The organism is Chitinophagaceae bacterium, assembly GCA_016710165.1.
In the GTDB taxonomy this organism is placed as follows: Bacteria; Bacteroidota; Bacteroidia; order Chitinophagales; family Chitinophagaceae; genus Ferruginibacter.
The window spans coordinates 1645427-1662964 of record JADJLJ010000001.1; the positions used below are offsets into that span (position 1 = coordinate 1645427).

The window sequence follows — 17538 nt, forward strand, 5'->3', positions numbered from 1 at the left end:
GATGTAAAACGATTGAAAACGGCTAAAACGGTATAAAACGGCTAAAAACGGTCGATTTCGGCAACTTATTTGGAAAGCCCCCTCCCGGGATCGTATGTTTGATGCATGGCAAAGAAGAAAAAACTATACCGTCGCATACCATACCTGCCTTTCTCACTCACCCTTGTCCGCGGGGCAATAGGAAAGGAGTTTGTGATCAAGCATTACAGCTATGGCGCTATCCGGACCAGGTACCCGGATATGACCCGGATCATTGCTTCGGCAAAGCAGCGTAAATGCCGCAACCTTTTTAAAGAAGCAGTGGAATATGCCAAGCAGGTGATCGCCGACCCGGCAGCAAAAGCAGCCTGGCAAAAAAGACTCCGCAGGCGCAACGGGGTATTCAATGCTGCAGTTAAGTTCTATATGCTGAAAGAGAAGCGGGAAAAGGAGCGTGCGTTGATGATGACGAACACATTGCTCTGGCTGGCATTTAAAAATGCAACGGCGCAGGAAATTGCGGAGGAGGAAAGGGGCTACAGTAACCAGGCGAACAGTCAATTGCCGGAATTATTTTCATCATCTGATTCCGGGCCCCGAACCGCGGCGGAGAACGACATCCACCCCCGTCTTAGTTTCGCACACTAACCCTTACTGGCGCAAGTGTTCCCATTTATTATGTTTGTCTTTTACTAAAATGATAATGGGATCACTTGTGACTTTTGATTCACCCGGATTGTATCCGGTATTTGAAACGTAATTGCTGAAATATAAGAAGCGAATGTTGGGTTATTAAATAAAATGTACGGTCACGATATTGTTTGCGTTCCAGAAAACCCCGATACAATCGGGTCAGATTTGAAGAGGCAACAAGTGATCCCGTAATCTTTACGTTTTTAATTAAAACATCTGGTAAGGGAACACTTGCGCCAGTGGGGCCAAGGCGATAAAGCATGAGCCGTTTTTCAGACGGCCCATACCTATTATTATAATTCCACCTCGCCAATAAACAATTCACCTTCTTTATCTTTTTTCATTTGCAGGGTGATGATCTTCCGTTCTTCCTTATCGGTACCATAGTGCAGGTAGATTTCTGCCATTATGGTGGTGGGTCCGGCAAGGGTTACCTGGGTATCACTATAATAATCTATTTCAATTCTATACCTGCCTTTTATTCCCTTTTTAAGCATGAACTGTTCAGGGCCGAAGCCTTCTGTAAAATCATCAGAGATGCGGCCGCCCATTTTGGTTTGAGAGTTGTCATAGTAACATTTTTCACCATCGGGATCGGTCACCCACAAATCAATATCTGTATTATTCATATTCCAGTTCATAACCACCCTGATGTCGCTTGGCATTGGAGCAATAAGCCGTTTGTCGATCTTCTTCGTATTCAATTTGTTTTTGTGCAGCGCTATCAAGTGATTAATTTCTGTTAAGAATAATTCCTCAATGCCTGAATACATGTTGTTCATTTCCCGGCTATAGCTTTTTGTCATGCCTTCATACAGCATATCCAATGCCTGCTGGTATTTGCCAAGGTCTGCATAGGCAAGCGCACAGTCCCTGTAACTCTGCGGATCAGACGGACGAAGCTGCATTACTTTTTGAAATGCGGAGAGCTCGCCTTCATACTCGCCCGCTTCCTTTAATTTATAACCCAGCATTTTATACAGTTCGTAACTGCTGTTCTCCAATTCGGCCAGGTTAGACAGAATGGTCAACGCATTCGCCCTGTCGCCTGTTTTGAGCAGAAAAGAACCTACTTCAAAAAAATATGTTGGCCTGCTGTAATAATACGGGCGAAGCTCCATGTATCTCAAATAACGGCCGGCTTTGGCTGTTTGTTTCAGCACCTTTATGTAATCGTACGTTTCAATATCAAACGGGGGCTGTGCTGCAATATTTTTGTTCTCTCCAGGTACCTGCTCCTGAATTTTTTGGTATGATGAATCGGATTTAAAATTCCCTGTTGTGATCAGTACAGCACCGTTTGCTCCTTCGGGACCAAATAAAGCAACAGCCGCAGGTGCCGGCAATATGGTATAATCTTCTACATCATCTGGTTTAATACCTGCGCCATTCCGCATGATCACCCCATCAACCACATATAATGCCCCCCCATCAGCCGCAAAGCCATTCTCTCCCCTTAATCTCACTGTTGTTTCGGCACCCAAATTCGCTGCAGACTGGCTCCTGACCTGTGCGCCCGCCACCCTGCCGGCCAGGGCATCATTCAAATTACCCTGGCGTATGGTATTAATTTGTTCAGCACTAAGGTTCTGAATATTTGAAGAAGTACTTCTTGTACTTCGCCTTATACCAAAAGCGCTTGTAACAACCACTTCTTTCAATTCTGATGTATTACCCTTTTCTAAAACTGTATTCAAAACGTTTTGGGTTCCCACCGGAACTTCGGTATCTTTAAAACTTGCGCCCGAAACAATAAGCACAGCACCCGGGTAAACCCGGAGCGAATAAGCTCCGTTTGCATCCGATGAAAGCCCTGTAGCAGTCCCTTTTATTTTGATCGTTGAAAAAGAAATGGGGTTACCATCGATATCAGTAACTTTTCCGGTAATGATCCTGCTGCCGCCCGTTGGCGTATTAAGCCTGTTTGCTGGTTGAGAAACGGGGGGCTGAACTGGCTGTGAACTGGGACTTTGAACCGGAACAGGCCGAGGCGTAGGTTGAACAACCGGTTTTGCAGTTACTTCTTTTTTGGGTGGCTTTGGATTATACCATTCCTTCAGCTCTTCTATCATGTCGAGGGAGTTCTCCAGGTCTTCTTCGTTTTTGGTGATCACATCCCGTTGCTTCTGTTTCATGATCCGGTCATATTCTGCCCTGAGTTCTGCAGGCGGGTACACTTTATACTGAATATAATCGCTAAGCGTTTCAAGTACGATCAAAGAAGTGTTACGTGTTACAATCCCGAACTGCCTCCCCAGTCTTTCAATTTCATGCCTGTTCCGGTCATACTGAATATCCAGTTCCGCAATTTTCTTTTGTGCAAATACACGGGAGATATCAAAGTCTTCACAAAGCTGCGTTTCGGTATTTATGCTGATGGCCTTCTCATAGGTGACCTGGCTTCCGTAGCCGAACTGAAGAATGATCTCCCGTATGCCTTCTTCTGCGATACCGGCAACAGAAAAAACATCATTCACCGGAACAGGTATGGAAGGGAAGTTTTCTTCCAGCAGGTCATTTTGTTTTACTCCCAAAAACCGGAATGGTTCGGTCGTAAGTTGTCTTAATGCCCCAGGGGCCGTTTCTTTTTGCAGGTCAATGAGCAATCCGCCTGTCCTCGAAGCGATGAACTTCAAATTGCTGTAGTCCGCAATACTGCTGCTGTTTACACAATACACCTGTTTCCCGGTCAACTGCATCTGTTTATTGCCCAATGTATGGCGGCCATCACTCACCAGGATAAATTCGTCTGCTTTGATATTGTTCAGGTTAATGTTTCCAAGATCAGTAGCGCCGTCGTATTGAATGGACCCGATAAATTTCTTCAGGTCATCCCAATTCCCGTTTTTAACAGGAAAAGCCTTTGTACTTTTTATGGTATTGCTGAAAACCACCAGGGTAACACCCAGGTTTTGTATTTTTTTAAAATAGAGATCAAGCAACTCCAGTTCCTTTTCTGCTTTACGAATGGTTCCGCTGAAGGAGGCATCCCAAAACAGTCCTATGGAAGCAGGCAGTTTTTTTGCCCGTTCATTTTTTTGCACGACGGTATTAATCAGGTAGCAGTATTTACCTTCAAATTCCTGCAGCATGACTTCGGCAGCATCCTGTGGCCGGGGTATGTTGAATGACAGAGGAATATCCGGCACATAATTATTTTTTTGTACCGATGCTGTGTACTGGTTATTACTTTTGGTGAACAGGATATTTTCATTATAGGACGGATCAAAAACGGGCCGGGATGCAGTTTGTATAATGGATACATCCAGGCTGAAATCAACCACGGTATCTTTTAAGCTCAATGGCAGATAATAATTCAATCCCGGGTATGCTCCAGCCGGCAGTTCTTCCTCATAGCCGATCAAAACCGTTCTTGTACTGTTTGGGTTGATTGGATATATTCTTGTCCGGAAGGTGTTGCCATCCAGTTTTTCCAAAAGACCGGGATCCACTCTCCTTCTTTCTATGGCTTCAAATACTTCAGTTCCCTTACTTCTGTCAACAGGAACCGCCTCTCTCATTTTCCCGTTAATATCAATGGCATAGCGACTTATACTTAATCCATCTTTTAAAGGGAAATTCAAATTACCTTCCAGTACACGGGATGTGGTGTTTTTAAAAACCATCTCCCAGGTGGTTCTGGCAACAGTACCACACACTTTTACTTCTATTCTTAATGCCTGAAATTTTACACCGTTATTGGTTTTACCATCAACCGTAAGTTGTGGTGTTTGTGCATTTGCAGCAAGGATGAATAAGCTGCTGACCGCAGCAAATAAAAAATATTTTCTCATAACAATGTTTGGCAACATGATGAGAAAACAAAAGGATTTACATAAAAATATTTCCCTGCCCTGCTTGCACGATCACCATATCCTGAACCCTGCTGCCATTTTGCATGCTGACGTAATATACAGCCGCAGGTAATAGTTCGTTGTCGTAATGATATATATGACCGGCGGGTCTCCGACATTTCCCCGGTGTTTTGATCAAGCGTCCAATGGTGCCGCATACCCGAAACAGTATTTTACCTCTACCTGCTTTCGCCCTTACTCCAATATTGTGTCTCAGCGTGGTTTTCACAGAATACACTTGAATACTAAGACACTTACGTGAAACCCCGATGGAGCATAAGAAAGGAAATTCCGTTAGCGAAAACCCCGCTGAAACAGAATCCGTTTCGTGGGCCACGAACCGGGGCTGGGGAGTGTATAATACTTGCGGCTAACGGCATTTTGCCGTAAATTTCCTGGCCTTGAAGATTTAAACTAAATTTATACTCAAAGATTTATTATGAGAACAATATTCTATTCTCTACTGGTCATTTTGCTGGCATGTTCCGTTGCTGCCTGTAAAAAATCAGATCCGGCACCGGCACCCCCGCCTGCACCGGATCCCTGCGCCGGAGTAACGATTTTGCCGGTAGCCGGAAAAACACATACAATAACCGGACAGTCGATCGGCACCATCACCGTAACCTCCCCCATCGGATCGGGTTACACCTACAGCATTGGCAATAATATTTTCCAGGCCTCCACCAATTTCTTTAACCTGGCTGCGGGTAATTATACCCTTACGGTAAAGAACGGGAATGGCTGTACCGGCACCACGGCAATAACAATCAATGGCTACGGCCCTAATTTTTTCAATGTAAGAACGATCGTGAATGGCTATTGCGGTCCGTGCCATTTGAATGGCTCCGTAAGCGGGGGTAAGAATTTTGACCTGGACAATGACATTGTGAATTCATGGGACAGGATCAAGATAAGAACGGTGGATGGCAATCCTACCTTCATGCCCCAAGGCGGACAGTTGACAGCCGCGGATAAGCAAAAGATCATGAATTGGGTGAATGCAGGACACCGGATAACCGATTAACATAAACCAGTAAATGCAAAAAGGCCGGTGAATTCAACACCGGCCTTTATATTAAAAGATCATTAACGGTTTATCTCACTTTGAGCATCGGCCTCACCTGCTGCGTAGAGCCATTCTGCAAACGGGCATAATAAATACCGTTGGGCAAATGAGAGGCATCAAATACAACGGTTTGCCTGGAAGCAGCAGGATAATCTTTTTCCAGCAGGTTAACGATCAGCCTGCCGGCTGTATCAATTATCTGTATCAGGGTATGGCCACCATCCGTACTGAATTCGATGGTCGTTTTATTGGTAAATGGATTGGGATAGTTGGTGATCATCGTTTTGCCGGAAGGGCTTGGTGGTGGTGGTGCGGTTACACAAACACCGTCTTTTATCAATGGCAGATCCTGCAACTGGCTGTTCACATTGGGCGGGAACAGACCCTGTACGGTCTCTTTTGGAAGACAGAACCATTTTTCCAGCAGTGTTGAGTAAACACTTCTGAAATCGTACTGCATGGGTATATTGTCATTCACATTTACAACGGCAGGGATCGTAGGGTTATTTCCCAATACGCCGCCCTGCACGGGTTTGCCAAACACAAACATCGGAGCTGCCGCTCCATGATCGGTACCAATACTGCTGTTGCTTTTTATCCTGCGCCCGAATTCGCTGAAGGTCATCCCAACCACCCGGTCTTCAACGCCTAGAAAGACCAGGTCATCCTGGAATGCTTTAATGGCATCACTCACCCTCCCCAATAAGGTGGCATGTGTACCAACCGTGGTGTCGGTTGCGGTCGTTTGCAAACTATGATTATCAAATCCGCCAAAGCTTACCATGTATACCCTTGTTTTCAAGCCTCCCTTGATCAACCGGGCAACGATCTTCAGTTGATCGGCAAGAGTATTATTCGCCGGGTAAGGATTTTGCTGTGTAACCCTTCCGGCTGCTGCCGTGATGGATCCTGCATATTGCTGGGTCTGCTTTGCGATGGTACGTATAAAGGTCAGTTCTTTACCGGCCTTTGTTGCAGGCACGGGGTCGCTGGTACCATTTATCAACTGGTAGAAGTTGGTAGCGCTGGTGATGCTCATGGCCATATTCACGCTGGGGCCCTGCGTGGTCAAAGAAGCGGTAGAACCAATCTGAATAGCGAGCGGATCAGGCGTATCTGCACTGGGATATCCATTGGGAAAATTCGGGTATTCATAATTCAGGTACCTGCCGGCCCAACCGGTATATACTTCCTGGTTGCTGTTACTTCCGGTCATCCATATATCGGTAGCCCTGAAATGAGAGAAATTTGGTTGCGGGTATCCTACCGCCTGGATGATCTTTAATTTGGTATCATTATACAGGCTTTGCAAACCGGTCATACTGGGATGAAGGCCCGTATTTGCATACCCGCTTAAACCCAGGATCCTGTTTTCAGGAATTGCAATATTGGGACGGGCTGCATTATAAAGGTTGTAATTGCTAATAGGGATCACCATATTCAACCCATCATTACCTCCGGATAACTGAATGATGACCAAAACGTGGTCGGTATCCGGACCACCGCCCATCAATGCCTGCACCAATGGGGAGTCAGCATCCAGCGCCTTTACAGCATAACCGCTTATTAATGCAGGCAAGGTAACCGCCATTGATTTTCCTAAAAATTCTCTGCGTTTCATTTTATTTTTTTTAGTCAGAGTTTATGGGTTGATCAGCTAAGTTGATATTCACTTAAATTCATCAGGTACCGGAACAGGTCTTTCAGTCTTGTATTTACTATATTGAAATTGGCTGTTGTCGGGTTGGCGATATAAGCACTCCAGGCATTTGTCCAGTAATAATCATACAACTGGTTGCTCAGCAACATTTGTATCTTCATCTGGTCTTTTACCTGCGGCGATAGATTCAACCGGTACAGGTACGTTAATGTCTCATTTATCAGATCGTTCGGATTGCCCGGGTTAGAAAGCGTTTTGGCGTATTCTACAAATTCAAACTGCATCCGGAATCCGTTTCGTATATAACCGGTATTGGTCATTATATCTGTAAACTGGTTCCTTTTGGGCAACGAATCCGTGGTGATCCATATCTCGTGAAAAGAGGGTTCCTGGTAATAAGCGGGGAGCCCGGCAACATTCGGGGGGTCATGCAGGTTCAGGCCCTGTAAGGTCATGAAAGAGTACAAGGTATTCCAATGGCCGTAGTTCGTATTCCAGTCCGTTGATACCGGCATTCTTACTGCATATTCCCTCATGGCCCCAATTACAATATCGGCCGGGGTTTTGATCACGCAACCCTGGTTCAGGACGTCAAAAAAATGTTCGCTTTCAAATAATGTGGTTAATACAGGTTTGATCTCGTAGTTGGCGGAGCGGAAGATATCTGCCAGCGGGGTAATGACATTTGCTTCGGTGGCTGCATCAATTTCGTAATAAATGAACCAGCGGTAAAACTTTCTCACAATGAATTTTGCCACTTCATTCTGAACAAAGATCATGTTGAGCAGGTCATTCAGTTCCAGGTCACCGGCGGTAGTTCCTGTTCTTCCGGTAATAACGGTATTGTTATAAAAAGAGGAGAACTGTTTGTTCACCGTACTGTGACGGGCCGGGTTGAAGACCGTTTGATACGTTGTTCCATTAACCTGCCAGCCGGTTAAAACCTTTGCAGCTTCTTTTACATCCTGCTCTGTATACTGGCTGCCCGGACCCTTACCCAAAGTAAATAACTCCTGCAATTCACGGGCATAGTTTTCGTCGGGTGCAGCGGCCGTGTTCAAATAACCATTCAAATAACGCAGCATGGCTATGTCAACAGTCATATCCCTGACCATTTGTTTAAAATTGCCAAGACAATTCTGGCGGATCGTTGTATGCTGCCTGTAAATCCAATTGGCATTGCCAACTTCGTTGGCTTCATTTCCAAAATGGTCGATCCACAGAAATATCATTTTCTCTTTGATGCTCCTGTCCTGGTTCACCATAACCCCTGTCCACCATTTCTTATACGATGCCCTGCGCTGGCTTTGCACCGTACCGTCGTTGTTGATATCATTCACCCAGGTTGTTCCCTGCGCTATGTTGCTGTCTGGTGTACCGGGTTGGGTGGAGGTAGTATATTCTTTGACCGGGGGAGCCGGGTTGGCAGCAACAGGGTTAAGCAATTCACTCACAGCCTGGCTCACAGTAAGGGTGGCAAAATAGTCAACGTCTGCCTTTTTTGCACCAAACATGGTCCGCTTCAACAGGTGTATTACTTCATTGGTCGTCCAGGGCCCTGTATACGGGTTTATCCCGCTAAAAGTCCGGGCTGTCTTTGTAATTTCAGCAGTGGCAGTAGTTTTTTTTGTTTTACCCGCTGTCAGGAAGTCTCTTCTGTCCATAGCAGTTTTTTTGGATGAGAGGTGATAAATAAGTGGTTACGACTAAACCGAACCGCAAAAGTTTAACCGGGAGGCGTTTTTTTTCTGATGGATTCCCCATCTGAATATAACGCAGCCCCTGATCCCTTTATTTTGCTGTTTTAAAGATAGATATTTTACTGGATGTTTTCTATGATCCCGGCAATACCCTGGCCACCACCCACACAGGCGGTAACGATGCCGTATTTCTTATTCAGCCGTTTCATGTCATTGACGATCTGTATGGTAAGTTTACACCCGGTGCATCCCAGGGGATGGCCCAATGCAATTGCACCCCCGTTGATGTTTACAATACCGGGATCCAGTTCAAGTGTCCGGATCACTGCAAGGGCCTGCGAGGCAAATGCCTCATTCAATTCCACCAGGTCAATTTGAGAAAGGTTCATGCCAGCCTGTTTTAACACCTTAGGCACCGCTTCCACAGGCCCGATACCCATGATACGGGGATGTACCCCTGCACTCGCACAATTCACCAAACGGGCAATGGGTTTTAGTCCCAGTTCATTCAGCATCTTCTCGCTCATTACGATTACAAATGCTGCACCGTCGCTGGTTTGGGAAGAATTACCGGCGGTAACTGTACCCCCCATGGCAAAAGCCGGTTTTAATTTTGCCAGCCCTTCGGGTGAAGTATCTGCCCGCACCCCTTCATCTGTATCTATAATAAAATTCCGCTTTTGCTTTTTCCCTTTTGCATCCAAATAAACCTCTTCCACATTGATGGGTAATATGCCCGGTTTAAAATACCCTTCCTTAATGGCATTGCCGGCTTTCAGGTGACTGTTGTAACTGAAGATATCCTGGTCTTCCCGGCTCACACTGTATTCTTTGGCCACTGCTTCGGCCGTTAAGCCCATGCTTAAATAATAGTCGGGTTCATTTTGTGCAATGGCATACGATGGAACTGTTTTCCACCCGGCCGTGGGTACCAGGCTCATGCTTTCCGTTCCGCCGGCAATGATGCATTCTGCCATACCGGTCCTTATTTTGGCGGTGGCCATGGCAATGCTTTCCAGGCCGCTGGCACAATAGCGGTTGATGGTAATGCCCGGTGCATGGATGCCAACTGCCCTGGCTGAGATCATCCTGCCAACCTGCAGTCCCTGCTCTGCTTCCGGCACGGCATTACCTACAATTACATCGTCCACTCTTTTTACATCCAGCTGGGGTACACTCGCCAGCAGGCCTTTGATCACATCTACAGCCAGGTCATCGGGCCTGGTAAAACGAAATCCGCCTTTTTTGCTTTTGGCAACGGCTGTTCTGTATCCGGCTACTATATAGGCTTCCTGCATAATTGAAATTTTGCCCCCATCCCCTAAAGGGGGGTTAAGAAATCAGAGTCTTTAAAAGCCCCTTTAGGGAATGGGGGCATTTAGTTGTTTATGCAACTTTCGATACCAAAGTTATAATTTCTGCATCAAACCAAAAAACTCGGTGCGGTAACTTAATTTTGCGGCAATGTATAAACTGCTCCGCACTGTTTTGTTCCTGTTTGACCCGGAATGGGTGCATTACTTTTCGATGAACAGCCTGCGGCTTCTATGTAAAATTCCCGGAGGAAAAAGTTTATTGGCTGCTAGTTTCAAGCCACAAGGGAATCTTCAATATTCTCTCGCCTTAGGAGAGATCAATGTTCAATTTTCAAACAGGGTTGGTTTAGGAGCCGGCTTTGACAAGAACGCCAAATATTTAAACGAGTTGGAAGCCCTCGGCTTTGGTTTTGTTGAGATCGGAACCGTAACTCCCCTGCCCCAGTCCGGAAATGATAAACCCAGGTTGTTCCGTTTACCAAAGGACAAAGCGCTTATTAACCGGATGGGATTTAACAATGAGGGCGTAGAAGCTGTTGTACAAAGATTAAAAGAATGGAGGTTTCGTCAGTCGTCAATCGTCAATCGTGAGTTGCACGGCTCACGACTCACGACTCACGACTCACGGCTGATCATCGGTGGCAACATCGGAAAAAATAAGATCACCCCCAATGAAGATGCCTGGAAAGATTATGAGAAATGTTTTAATGCATTGCATGCGTACGTGGATTATTTTGTGGTAAATGTAAGCAGTCCGAACACACCGGGGTTGCGAGAATTGCAGGAGAAAGATTCATTGCGGAAGATACTCACACAATTAAAAAATAAAAATGAAGAGTTAAAAATTAAGAAGCCAATATTATTAAAGATCGCTCCTGACCTGACCCAGGAACAGTTAGATGACGTGATAGACCTGGCCCTTGAAATAAAACTGGATGGATTGGTAGCTTCAAACACCAGCATCAGCAGGGACCAACTTCAAACCTCAAACTTCAAACTTCAAACAATAGGTGCCGGTGGTTTAAGCGGAAAGCCTTTACGGGAAAGGAGTACCAAAATAGTTCGTTACATTCATCAAAGAACGAAGGGGCAGATACCCGTTATTGCAAGCGGTGGTATATTTACAGGGGCAGATGCAAAAGAGAAGATAGAAGCCGGTGCATCGTTGGTGCAGGTGTGGACGGGTTTTATTTATGAAGGCCCGGGTATTGTAAAACAAATTTGTAAATCCTTATAACAGAAAATGGAATATTTATTCACCTCCGAAAGTATCATCAGTTTTATCATCCTGGTCATACTGGAAGTAGTACTGGGCATCGACAATGTGATCTTCGTAAGCATCATCATGAACCGGCTGAACAAGCAGGGAGATGAAAAGAAAGCCCGCCGCATATGGATGATAACGGGCATCCTTTCAAGGAGCCTGTTGCTGATGGGCCTGGGATGGCTGCTTTCCCAGAAAGGAAAATACATTGTACCCGAACAGTGGTTTGGTAAAGGATTTGACCTGGCCAGCCTTGTCATGCTGCTCGGTGGTTTATTCCTGATCTATAAATCCGTAAAAGAAATACATACCAAGCTGGAAGGGGAAGACCCGAATGTGGAACTGGGTAAGAAAAAAGGGATCTCCCTGGCACAGGGCATTGCCCAGATCATGCTGATCGATGCGGTATTCTCTTTTGACAGCGTGATCACGGCCGGTGGTACGGCCAAACATGTGGAGATCATGATCGCGGCTGTTATTGTAGCCATGATCGTGATGTTCTTATTTAGTCCCTCCATTTCATCTTTTGTACACAAGCATCCCACGGTAAAAATGCTGGCGCTTTCTTTTTTGGTGATGATCGGGTTAAGCCTTGTAATAGAAGGCTGGGATAGCCATGCAGCCGAAAGTCTTCATTTAAAAAATTATATCTACTTCGGCATGGCCTTTTCGTTCCTGGTGGAAATGCTGAACATGACCATGCGCAGCCGTGCAGCAAAGAAAAAAGTACATGTGGTCAGGTTAAACGAGCCGGTGCTGGAAAATGAAACAAAAGGATACTCAGACCAGGCAAAGTAAGGAAGCAGCAGCAATACCGGCCGTCTCAGTCCGTAACCTTGTTTCACCGAGGGCTACGGCAATGAAATGATTTTGCAATGCCTGTTCAATTTCGGCGGGGGTAAAATCACCCTCAGGACCGATCAGAATGATCTTTGAGGATAAAGATTCATTGATCATTTGCGACAAACTCCTTTTTTCACTGTCAATACAATGCGCAATGAATTTTTGCTGATGCCGGGCTGATGCAACTACTTGCTGTATCTTTTGCGGCGGCGTCAAAACGGGTAACCGGCATTGCTGCGATTGCAGCATGGCACTCACCAGGATGTTTTTCATCCGATCCGCTTTAAAAGCAGTCTTTTCTGTCCGTTCGCAAATAAGCGGAATGATCTCAGATACCCCCAGCTCCGTTGCTTTTTCGAGGAACCATTCAAAGCGGCTGCTGTTTTTTATCAGGGAGATAGCAATAGTGATCCGGGATCCGGGATCCGGGATCCGGGATCGTTGGAAAACTCTTACCACGCACTTCTTTCGATTATCTGAAAATATTTCGCAGGTGAAGATATCCCCCTTCCCATTGGTCAGTTGCAGTTTTTCGCCATGCTGCATCCGCAATACCTGCACAATGTGCTTACTGGCATCTTCATCCAGTACCACATCCGCTGCAGCAGCATCCAGGTCTTCTTTATAAAAAAAGGGTAATGCCATAAATGAAAAAGGAATGAAAAATCAAATTTAATTCTTCATTCCTTATAAATTTTGCCTAAAAATGTTCTTCGCTTTTATCTTCCAGTTCCCTCTCCTTTGGAGAGGGGTTGGGGTGAGGTCTTAAAACGGCGCATCATCATCAAACTCCCCGTCATTCATTTTGCTTCCTTTCTGGATATATAATTTAGCGCCATCGCCGTCATCTGTTTTTACCGGTTTCCAGTTACCTCCGGGCAGGCCCGTTGCAAAATCGCCGCCCCCCTCTTCTTCAATGAATTTCTGGATATGCAGCAGTGCCTTCAGTTTAACGGTATCCAGGCTGCCATTCCGGTGTTTGGCTATTTTTACAAAGGTTTCCCCTTTATTACTTTCACCAAATTCATTGGCGGTGATGTCATAATACTCCGGCCTGTAGAGGAACATGACCATATCGGCGTCCTGTTCAATGGCACCCGATTCCCGCAGGTCACTCAGTTGCGGGATCTTGGCCCCTTCTTTTCTTTTCTCTACCTCACGACTTAACTGCGACAGGGCAATGATGGGAACCTGTAATTCTTTTGCCAGCCCTTTCAGGTCTCTTGATATACGGCTTATCTCCTGTTCCCGGTTGCTGTTGCGGTTTTCGCCCGCCCCGCTCATCAGTTGTAAATAGTCGATGATGATCAGGCCGATATTGTGTTTATTTTTCAGCCTCCTGCATTTTGCCCTCAATTCAAAAATGTTCAACGCGGCCGTATCATCAATAAATATAGGCGCCTTGGATAAACGCTCAATGCCACGTTTGTACAACTGCTTCATCTCATGTTCTTCCAGTTTTCCCCGGGCGATCTTCTCCAGCCATATCTCGCTTTCGGCGCTCAATATCCTTTGCACCAACTGGCCACTGCTCATCTCCAGGCTGAAAAAACCCACCGCGGTCGGTTTGGTTGGATGCATGGCTGCACTCCTAGCCAGGTTAAGGGCGAAGGCGGTTTTACCAACGGAAGGACGGGCAGCCAGAACGATCAGATCGGTAGCCTGCCAGCCATACGTAATGCGGTCAAGCGATGCAAAACCGGTAGGCACTCCGGTGATATCTTCCTGGCGGTTACGCATGTCTTCAATGCGCTGGATGGTCTTCACCAGGACCGTATCAATGCTGTCGAAATTCTTGCGCAGGTGGTTGTTGGTTATTTCGAAGAGTTTACTTTCCGCATCATCCAGCATGTCGAACACATCGGTGCTGTCCTCATACGCATCCCCGATGATCTCACCACTGATGCGTATCAGTTCCCGTTGAATGAATTTTTGCAGTACGATGCGTGAGTGGGCATCAATGTTGGCAGATGAAACAACCGCATTGGTTAGCTTGGTAACATAATAAGGACCACCCACCAGGTCAAGTTCTTCCCTGAATTTTAATTCTTCAACAACCGTCAACAGGTCGATCGGTAAACTTTTAATGGCCAGGCCCTGCATGGCTTTGTAAATGCGCTGATGGGCATCCACATAAAAACATTCGGGTTTTAAGATCTCCACCACCGTGTCGAAAGCACTTTTCTCCAGCATGATGGCGCCCAGCACCGCTTCTTCCAGTTCCTTTGCCTGGGGAGGTACTTTGCCAAACATCATGTTCCCAAGGTCGAGGGGCGTTTTACGGCGCAGCTTTTTATCTTTATTGAAGTTAGTAAGTTCCATGTGCTTGTTTCCTGATGCTTGTTAGGGTTATTGTTCGCAGGGCGGCTAAGGTAAATGCAAAAATGGCTTTGTTTATTCACACCCGGTCTTTCATCTCCCTTTATATAGATTTTCCACCTTGAATCCACAGGCAAATATAACTTCTTCACGGCTTATACACAGGTTTATTAACACACAATATTCAAACAGAGCCGGGCAAGCTGACTTTTTATTAACACGGTAATACCCCCTGCTTAATTTTTCTGCACCGCTGCCACATTTTTTTCTGCTTGTTTTTTCTGGGCTGAATTTGTAGTTTTTTCCGTTTCCCCATTGTAAGTGAGAAAATCATAATGCTTGCCCGCCAATAACTATCTTTGCCAGTCAACAACAAATTGCTGATAACAAGATGACCATTAGTTACAACTGGCTTTGCGAATACCTGCCTGCCGGACAGGCAGGCCTTTCAGAAAGAATTGAACCGGAAAGACTGGGTAGGATCCTTACGTCTATCGGGCTTGAAGTGGAGAGCCTGGAAAAATACGAATCGGTAAAAGGCGGCCTGCAGGGCCTGGTGACCGGGGAAGTAATGACCTGCGAAAAACATCCCGATGCGGATAAATTGAAACTCACCACCGTGAATATCGGTGCAGCAGAAAGCCTGCAGATCGTTTGTGGTGCACCCAATGTAGCCGTTGGACAAAAAGTGGTGGTTGCCACTGTAGGCACAACCATCTACCCGGTCAGCGGCGAACCGATGACCATGAAAAAAGCCAGGATACGTGGCGTGGAAAGCCAGGGAATGATCTGTGCAGAAGATGAGATCGGTATTGGCGAAAGCCATGACGGTATAATGCTATTGCCTGCTGATACAAAAGTTGGCATAGCTGCTGCAGAATACTTTAAGCCTTATGAGGATTTTATTTTTGAGATCGGCCTTACGCCGAACCGGATGGATGCCATGAGCCATATGGGTGTGGCCAGGGATGTTTGTGCCTACTTATCCCATCATACCAAGAAAGAAACGAACATATTATCGCCCTTTAAGAACAATTTCAAGCCCGATAACCAGGGATTGCAGATGCAGGTGATCATTGAAAATACCGAAGCCTGTCAGCGTTATTCAGGAGTCAGTATCGAAGGAGTTACCATTGCAGAAAGCCCATTGTGGTTGCAGCAAAAATTAAAAGCCATCGGCCTGCGGCCGATCAACAATATCGTAGACATCACCAACTTTATCCTGCACGAGACCGGGCAGCCCCTGCATGCATTTGATGCAGATGCCATTAGCGGAAAAAAGGTCATCATTAAAAACCTGCCGGAAGGGACCGCATTCATTACCCTGGACGAAAAGGAAAGAAAACTTTCAGCAGAAGACCTGGTGATATGCAATGCAGAAGAACCCATGTGTATGGGCGGTGTGTATGGAGGCCTGCAAAGTGGTGTTACAACGAAAACAAAAAATATCTTCCTGGAGAGCGCCTGGTTCAACCCCGTAACGATCCGCAAGACATCTTTGCGCCATGGCCTGCGTACAGACGCTGCTGCCCGTTTTGAAAAAGGAGTTGATATCAGCAACACGGTAAATGTTCTAAGAAGGGCAGCCATGCTCATTAAAGAAATTGCCGGAGGCAAAATAGCCAGTGATGTGGTGGATGTTTACCCGGCCCCGAAAGAAAAAACGGAAGTTGCCCTCAAGTATCATTACCTGAAAAAACTAAGCGGTAAGAATTATCATCCCGATGCTATCAAAGATATTTTAAGCAGCCTGGGATTTGAACTGATCAAAGAAGGAGCGGATGAAATGCGTTTTTCGGTTCCGTACAGCAAGCCCGACATCAGCATGGCAGCGGATGTGGTGGAAGAGATCATGCGGATCGATGGGCTGGATAATGTAGAGATCCCGGCCGCAATAAGCATTGCCCCCTCAGCTGAAACACTGTCGCATGAAGTGGCCTACTCCGAAAAAATTGCGGATTACCTGGCTGGTTCAGGCTTCCGGGAAATATTCACCAATTCCATTACAAACAGCGCCTATTACGGCCAGGATGTTCTGCAGAGAACTGTGAAGATGATCAACAACCTCAGCGAGGAACTCAACATCATGCGACCGGCCATGATGGAGACCGGGCTGGAGTCCATCGCCTATAACCTGAACCGGAAGAACAACGACCTGAAGTTCTTTGAGTTCGGAAAAACATATTCGGTTGACGAAAACGGCAATTATATTGAAAGCAATCACCTGGCCCTTTACATCACCGGTAATACGAATCCGGGCAGCTGGAAAGCCAAAGCACAAAAGACCGATTTCTTTTTTGCCAAAGCGGTGCTGGAAAAAATAATTAATTTGCTTGGCTTAAAGGTTGATGCATACATGCCGTCAGAAAATGCCGGGCTTTCCGATTGCCTCCAGGCCCTGATCAATAAAGAACCCGTGGCACAAATAGGTATGGCAGGCACTAAAAAACTGGAATATTTTGATATTAAACAACCTGTTTTTTATGTTGACCTGGATTGGGATAAATTACTGCTGCTGAACAAAAAAACAAACATCCGGTACCAGGAGATCTCAAAATACCCTGCTGTAAACCGTGACCTTTCCATCGTGGTGAACAAGGCCCTGCCTTATGAGTCTGTAGAAAAAGCAACCCGGGCTGCGGGGATAAAGAAACTCAGATCCATCAGTTTGTTTGATATATTTGAAAGTGAAAAGATAGGGGCTGGCAAGAAATCCATGGCCGTGAGTTTCACCTTCCAGGATGAAGAAAAGACCCTGACAGATAAAGAGATCGATGGGATGATGAACAAGATCATCACTTCTTTCGAAAAGGAACTGAATGCAGAAATAAGAAAATGACAGCC

At 45.9% G+C, this 17538-nt stretch carries 11 protein-coding genes; 5 read left to right on the forward strand and 6 right to left on the reverse strand.

Features of this window, described 5'->3' with window-relative positions:
* Positions 1 to 105: 105 nt before the first annotated feature.
* Complete coding sequence (locus tag IPJ02_07065) at positions 106 to 627, forward strand: hypothetical protein (GenBank protein ID MBK7375306.1); 522 nt, start codon at positions 106 to 108, stop codon at positions 625 to 627.
* Between the two features lie 338 nt (positions 628 to 965).
* On the opposite strand, the gene IPJ02_07070 is transcribed toward IPJ02_07065, so the two are convergent.
* Positions 966 to 4466 carry a carboxypeptidase-like regulatory domain-containing protein gene (locus IPJ02_07070; GenBank protein ID MBK7375307.1) on the reverse strand — a complete coding sequence of 1167 codons (3501 nt, stop codon included), beginning with the start codon at positions 4464 to 4466 and terminating at the stop codon, positions 966 to 968.
* Between the two features lie 499 nt (positions 4467 to 4965).
* Between IPJ02_07070 and IPJ02_07075 the strand changes: the two genes are divergently transcribed.
* Positions 4966 to 5550, forward strand: coding sequence for a hypothetical protein (locus IPJ02_07075; protein ID MBK7375308.1), 585 nt, complete (start codon positions 4966 to 4968; stop codon positions 5548 to 5550).
* A gap of 70 nt (positions 5551 to 5620) precedes the next feature.
* Here the strand turns inward: IPJ02_07075 and IPJ02_07080 are convergent, their stop codons facing one another.
* From IPJ02_07080 to IPJ02_07090, 3 genes are all read right to left on the reverse strand, one after another.
* Positions 5621 to 7213 (reverse strand): DUF1501 domain-containing protein, encoded by a 1593-nt coding sequence (locus IPJ02_07080; GenBank protein MBK7375309.1) that lies wholly within the window; start codon positions 7211 to 7213, stop codon positions 5621 to 5623.
* Between the two features lie 32 nt (positions 7214 to 7245).
* Entirely contained in the window at positions 7246 to 8916 is a 1671-nt protein-coding gene (locus IPJ02_07085) for a DUF1800 domain-containing protein (protein MBK7375310.1), read from the reverse strand.
* Positions 8917 to 9071: 155 nt separating this feature from the next.
* Positions 9072 to 10250 (reverse strand): acetyl-CoA C-acyltransferase, encoded by a 1179-nt coding sequence (locus tag IPJ02_07090; GenBank protein MBK7375311.1) that lies wholly within the window; start codon positions 10248 to 10250, stop codon positions 9072 to 9074.
* Between the two features lie 166 nt (positions 10251 to 10416).
* Here IPJ02_07090 and IPJ02_07095 point away from each other — a divergent pair, with 166 nt between their 5' ends.
* Positions 10417 to 11505: a quinone-dependent dihydroorotate dehydrogenase gene (locus IPJ02_07095; GenBank protein MBK7375312.1), complete on the forward strand. Its 1089-nt coding sequence runs from the start codon at positions 10417 to 10419 to the stop codon at positions 11503 to 11505.
* A 6-nt stretch (positions 11506 to 11511) separates the two neighbouring features.
* The gene (locus IPJ02_07100) at positions 11512 to 12330 is read left to right on the forward strand and encodes a TerC family protein (protein ID MBK7375313.1); all 819 of its coding nucleotides are present in this window, start codon (positions 11512 to 11514) and stop codon (positions 12328 to 12330) included.
* Here IPJ02_07100 and IPJ02_07105 read toward each other — a convergent pair.
* Together IPJ02_07105 and dnaB are read right to left on the reverse strand one after the other, a co-directional pair.
* Complete coding sequence (locus IPJ02_07105; GenBank protein MBK7375314.1) at positions 12313 to 13020, reverse strand: 16S rRNA (uracil(1498)-N(3))-methyltransferase; 708 nt, start codon at positions 13018 to 13020, stop codon at positions 12313 to 12315. The two genes, IPJ02_07100 and IPJ02_07105, sit on opposite strands and share 18 nt — an antisense overlap.
* Positions 13021 to 13140: 120 nt before the next feature.
* Complete coding sequence (dnaB, locus tag IPJ02_07110) at positions 13141 to 14697, reverse strand: replicative DNA helicase (protein MBK7375315.1); 1557 nt, start codon at positions 14695 to 14697, stop codon at positions 13141 to 13143.
* A 388-nt stretch (positions 14698 to 15085) separates the two neighbouring features.
* On the opposite strand from dnaB, the gene IPJ02_07115 reads away from it, so the two are divergent.
* On the forward strand, positions 15086 to 17533 hold the full coding sequence (locus IPJ02_07115) for a phenylalanine--tRNA ligase subunit beta (protein MBK7375316.1): 2448 nt from the start codon (positions 15086 to 15088) through the stop codon (positions 17531 to 17533).
* Positions 17534 to 17538 lie beyond the last annotated feature (5 nt).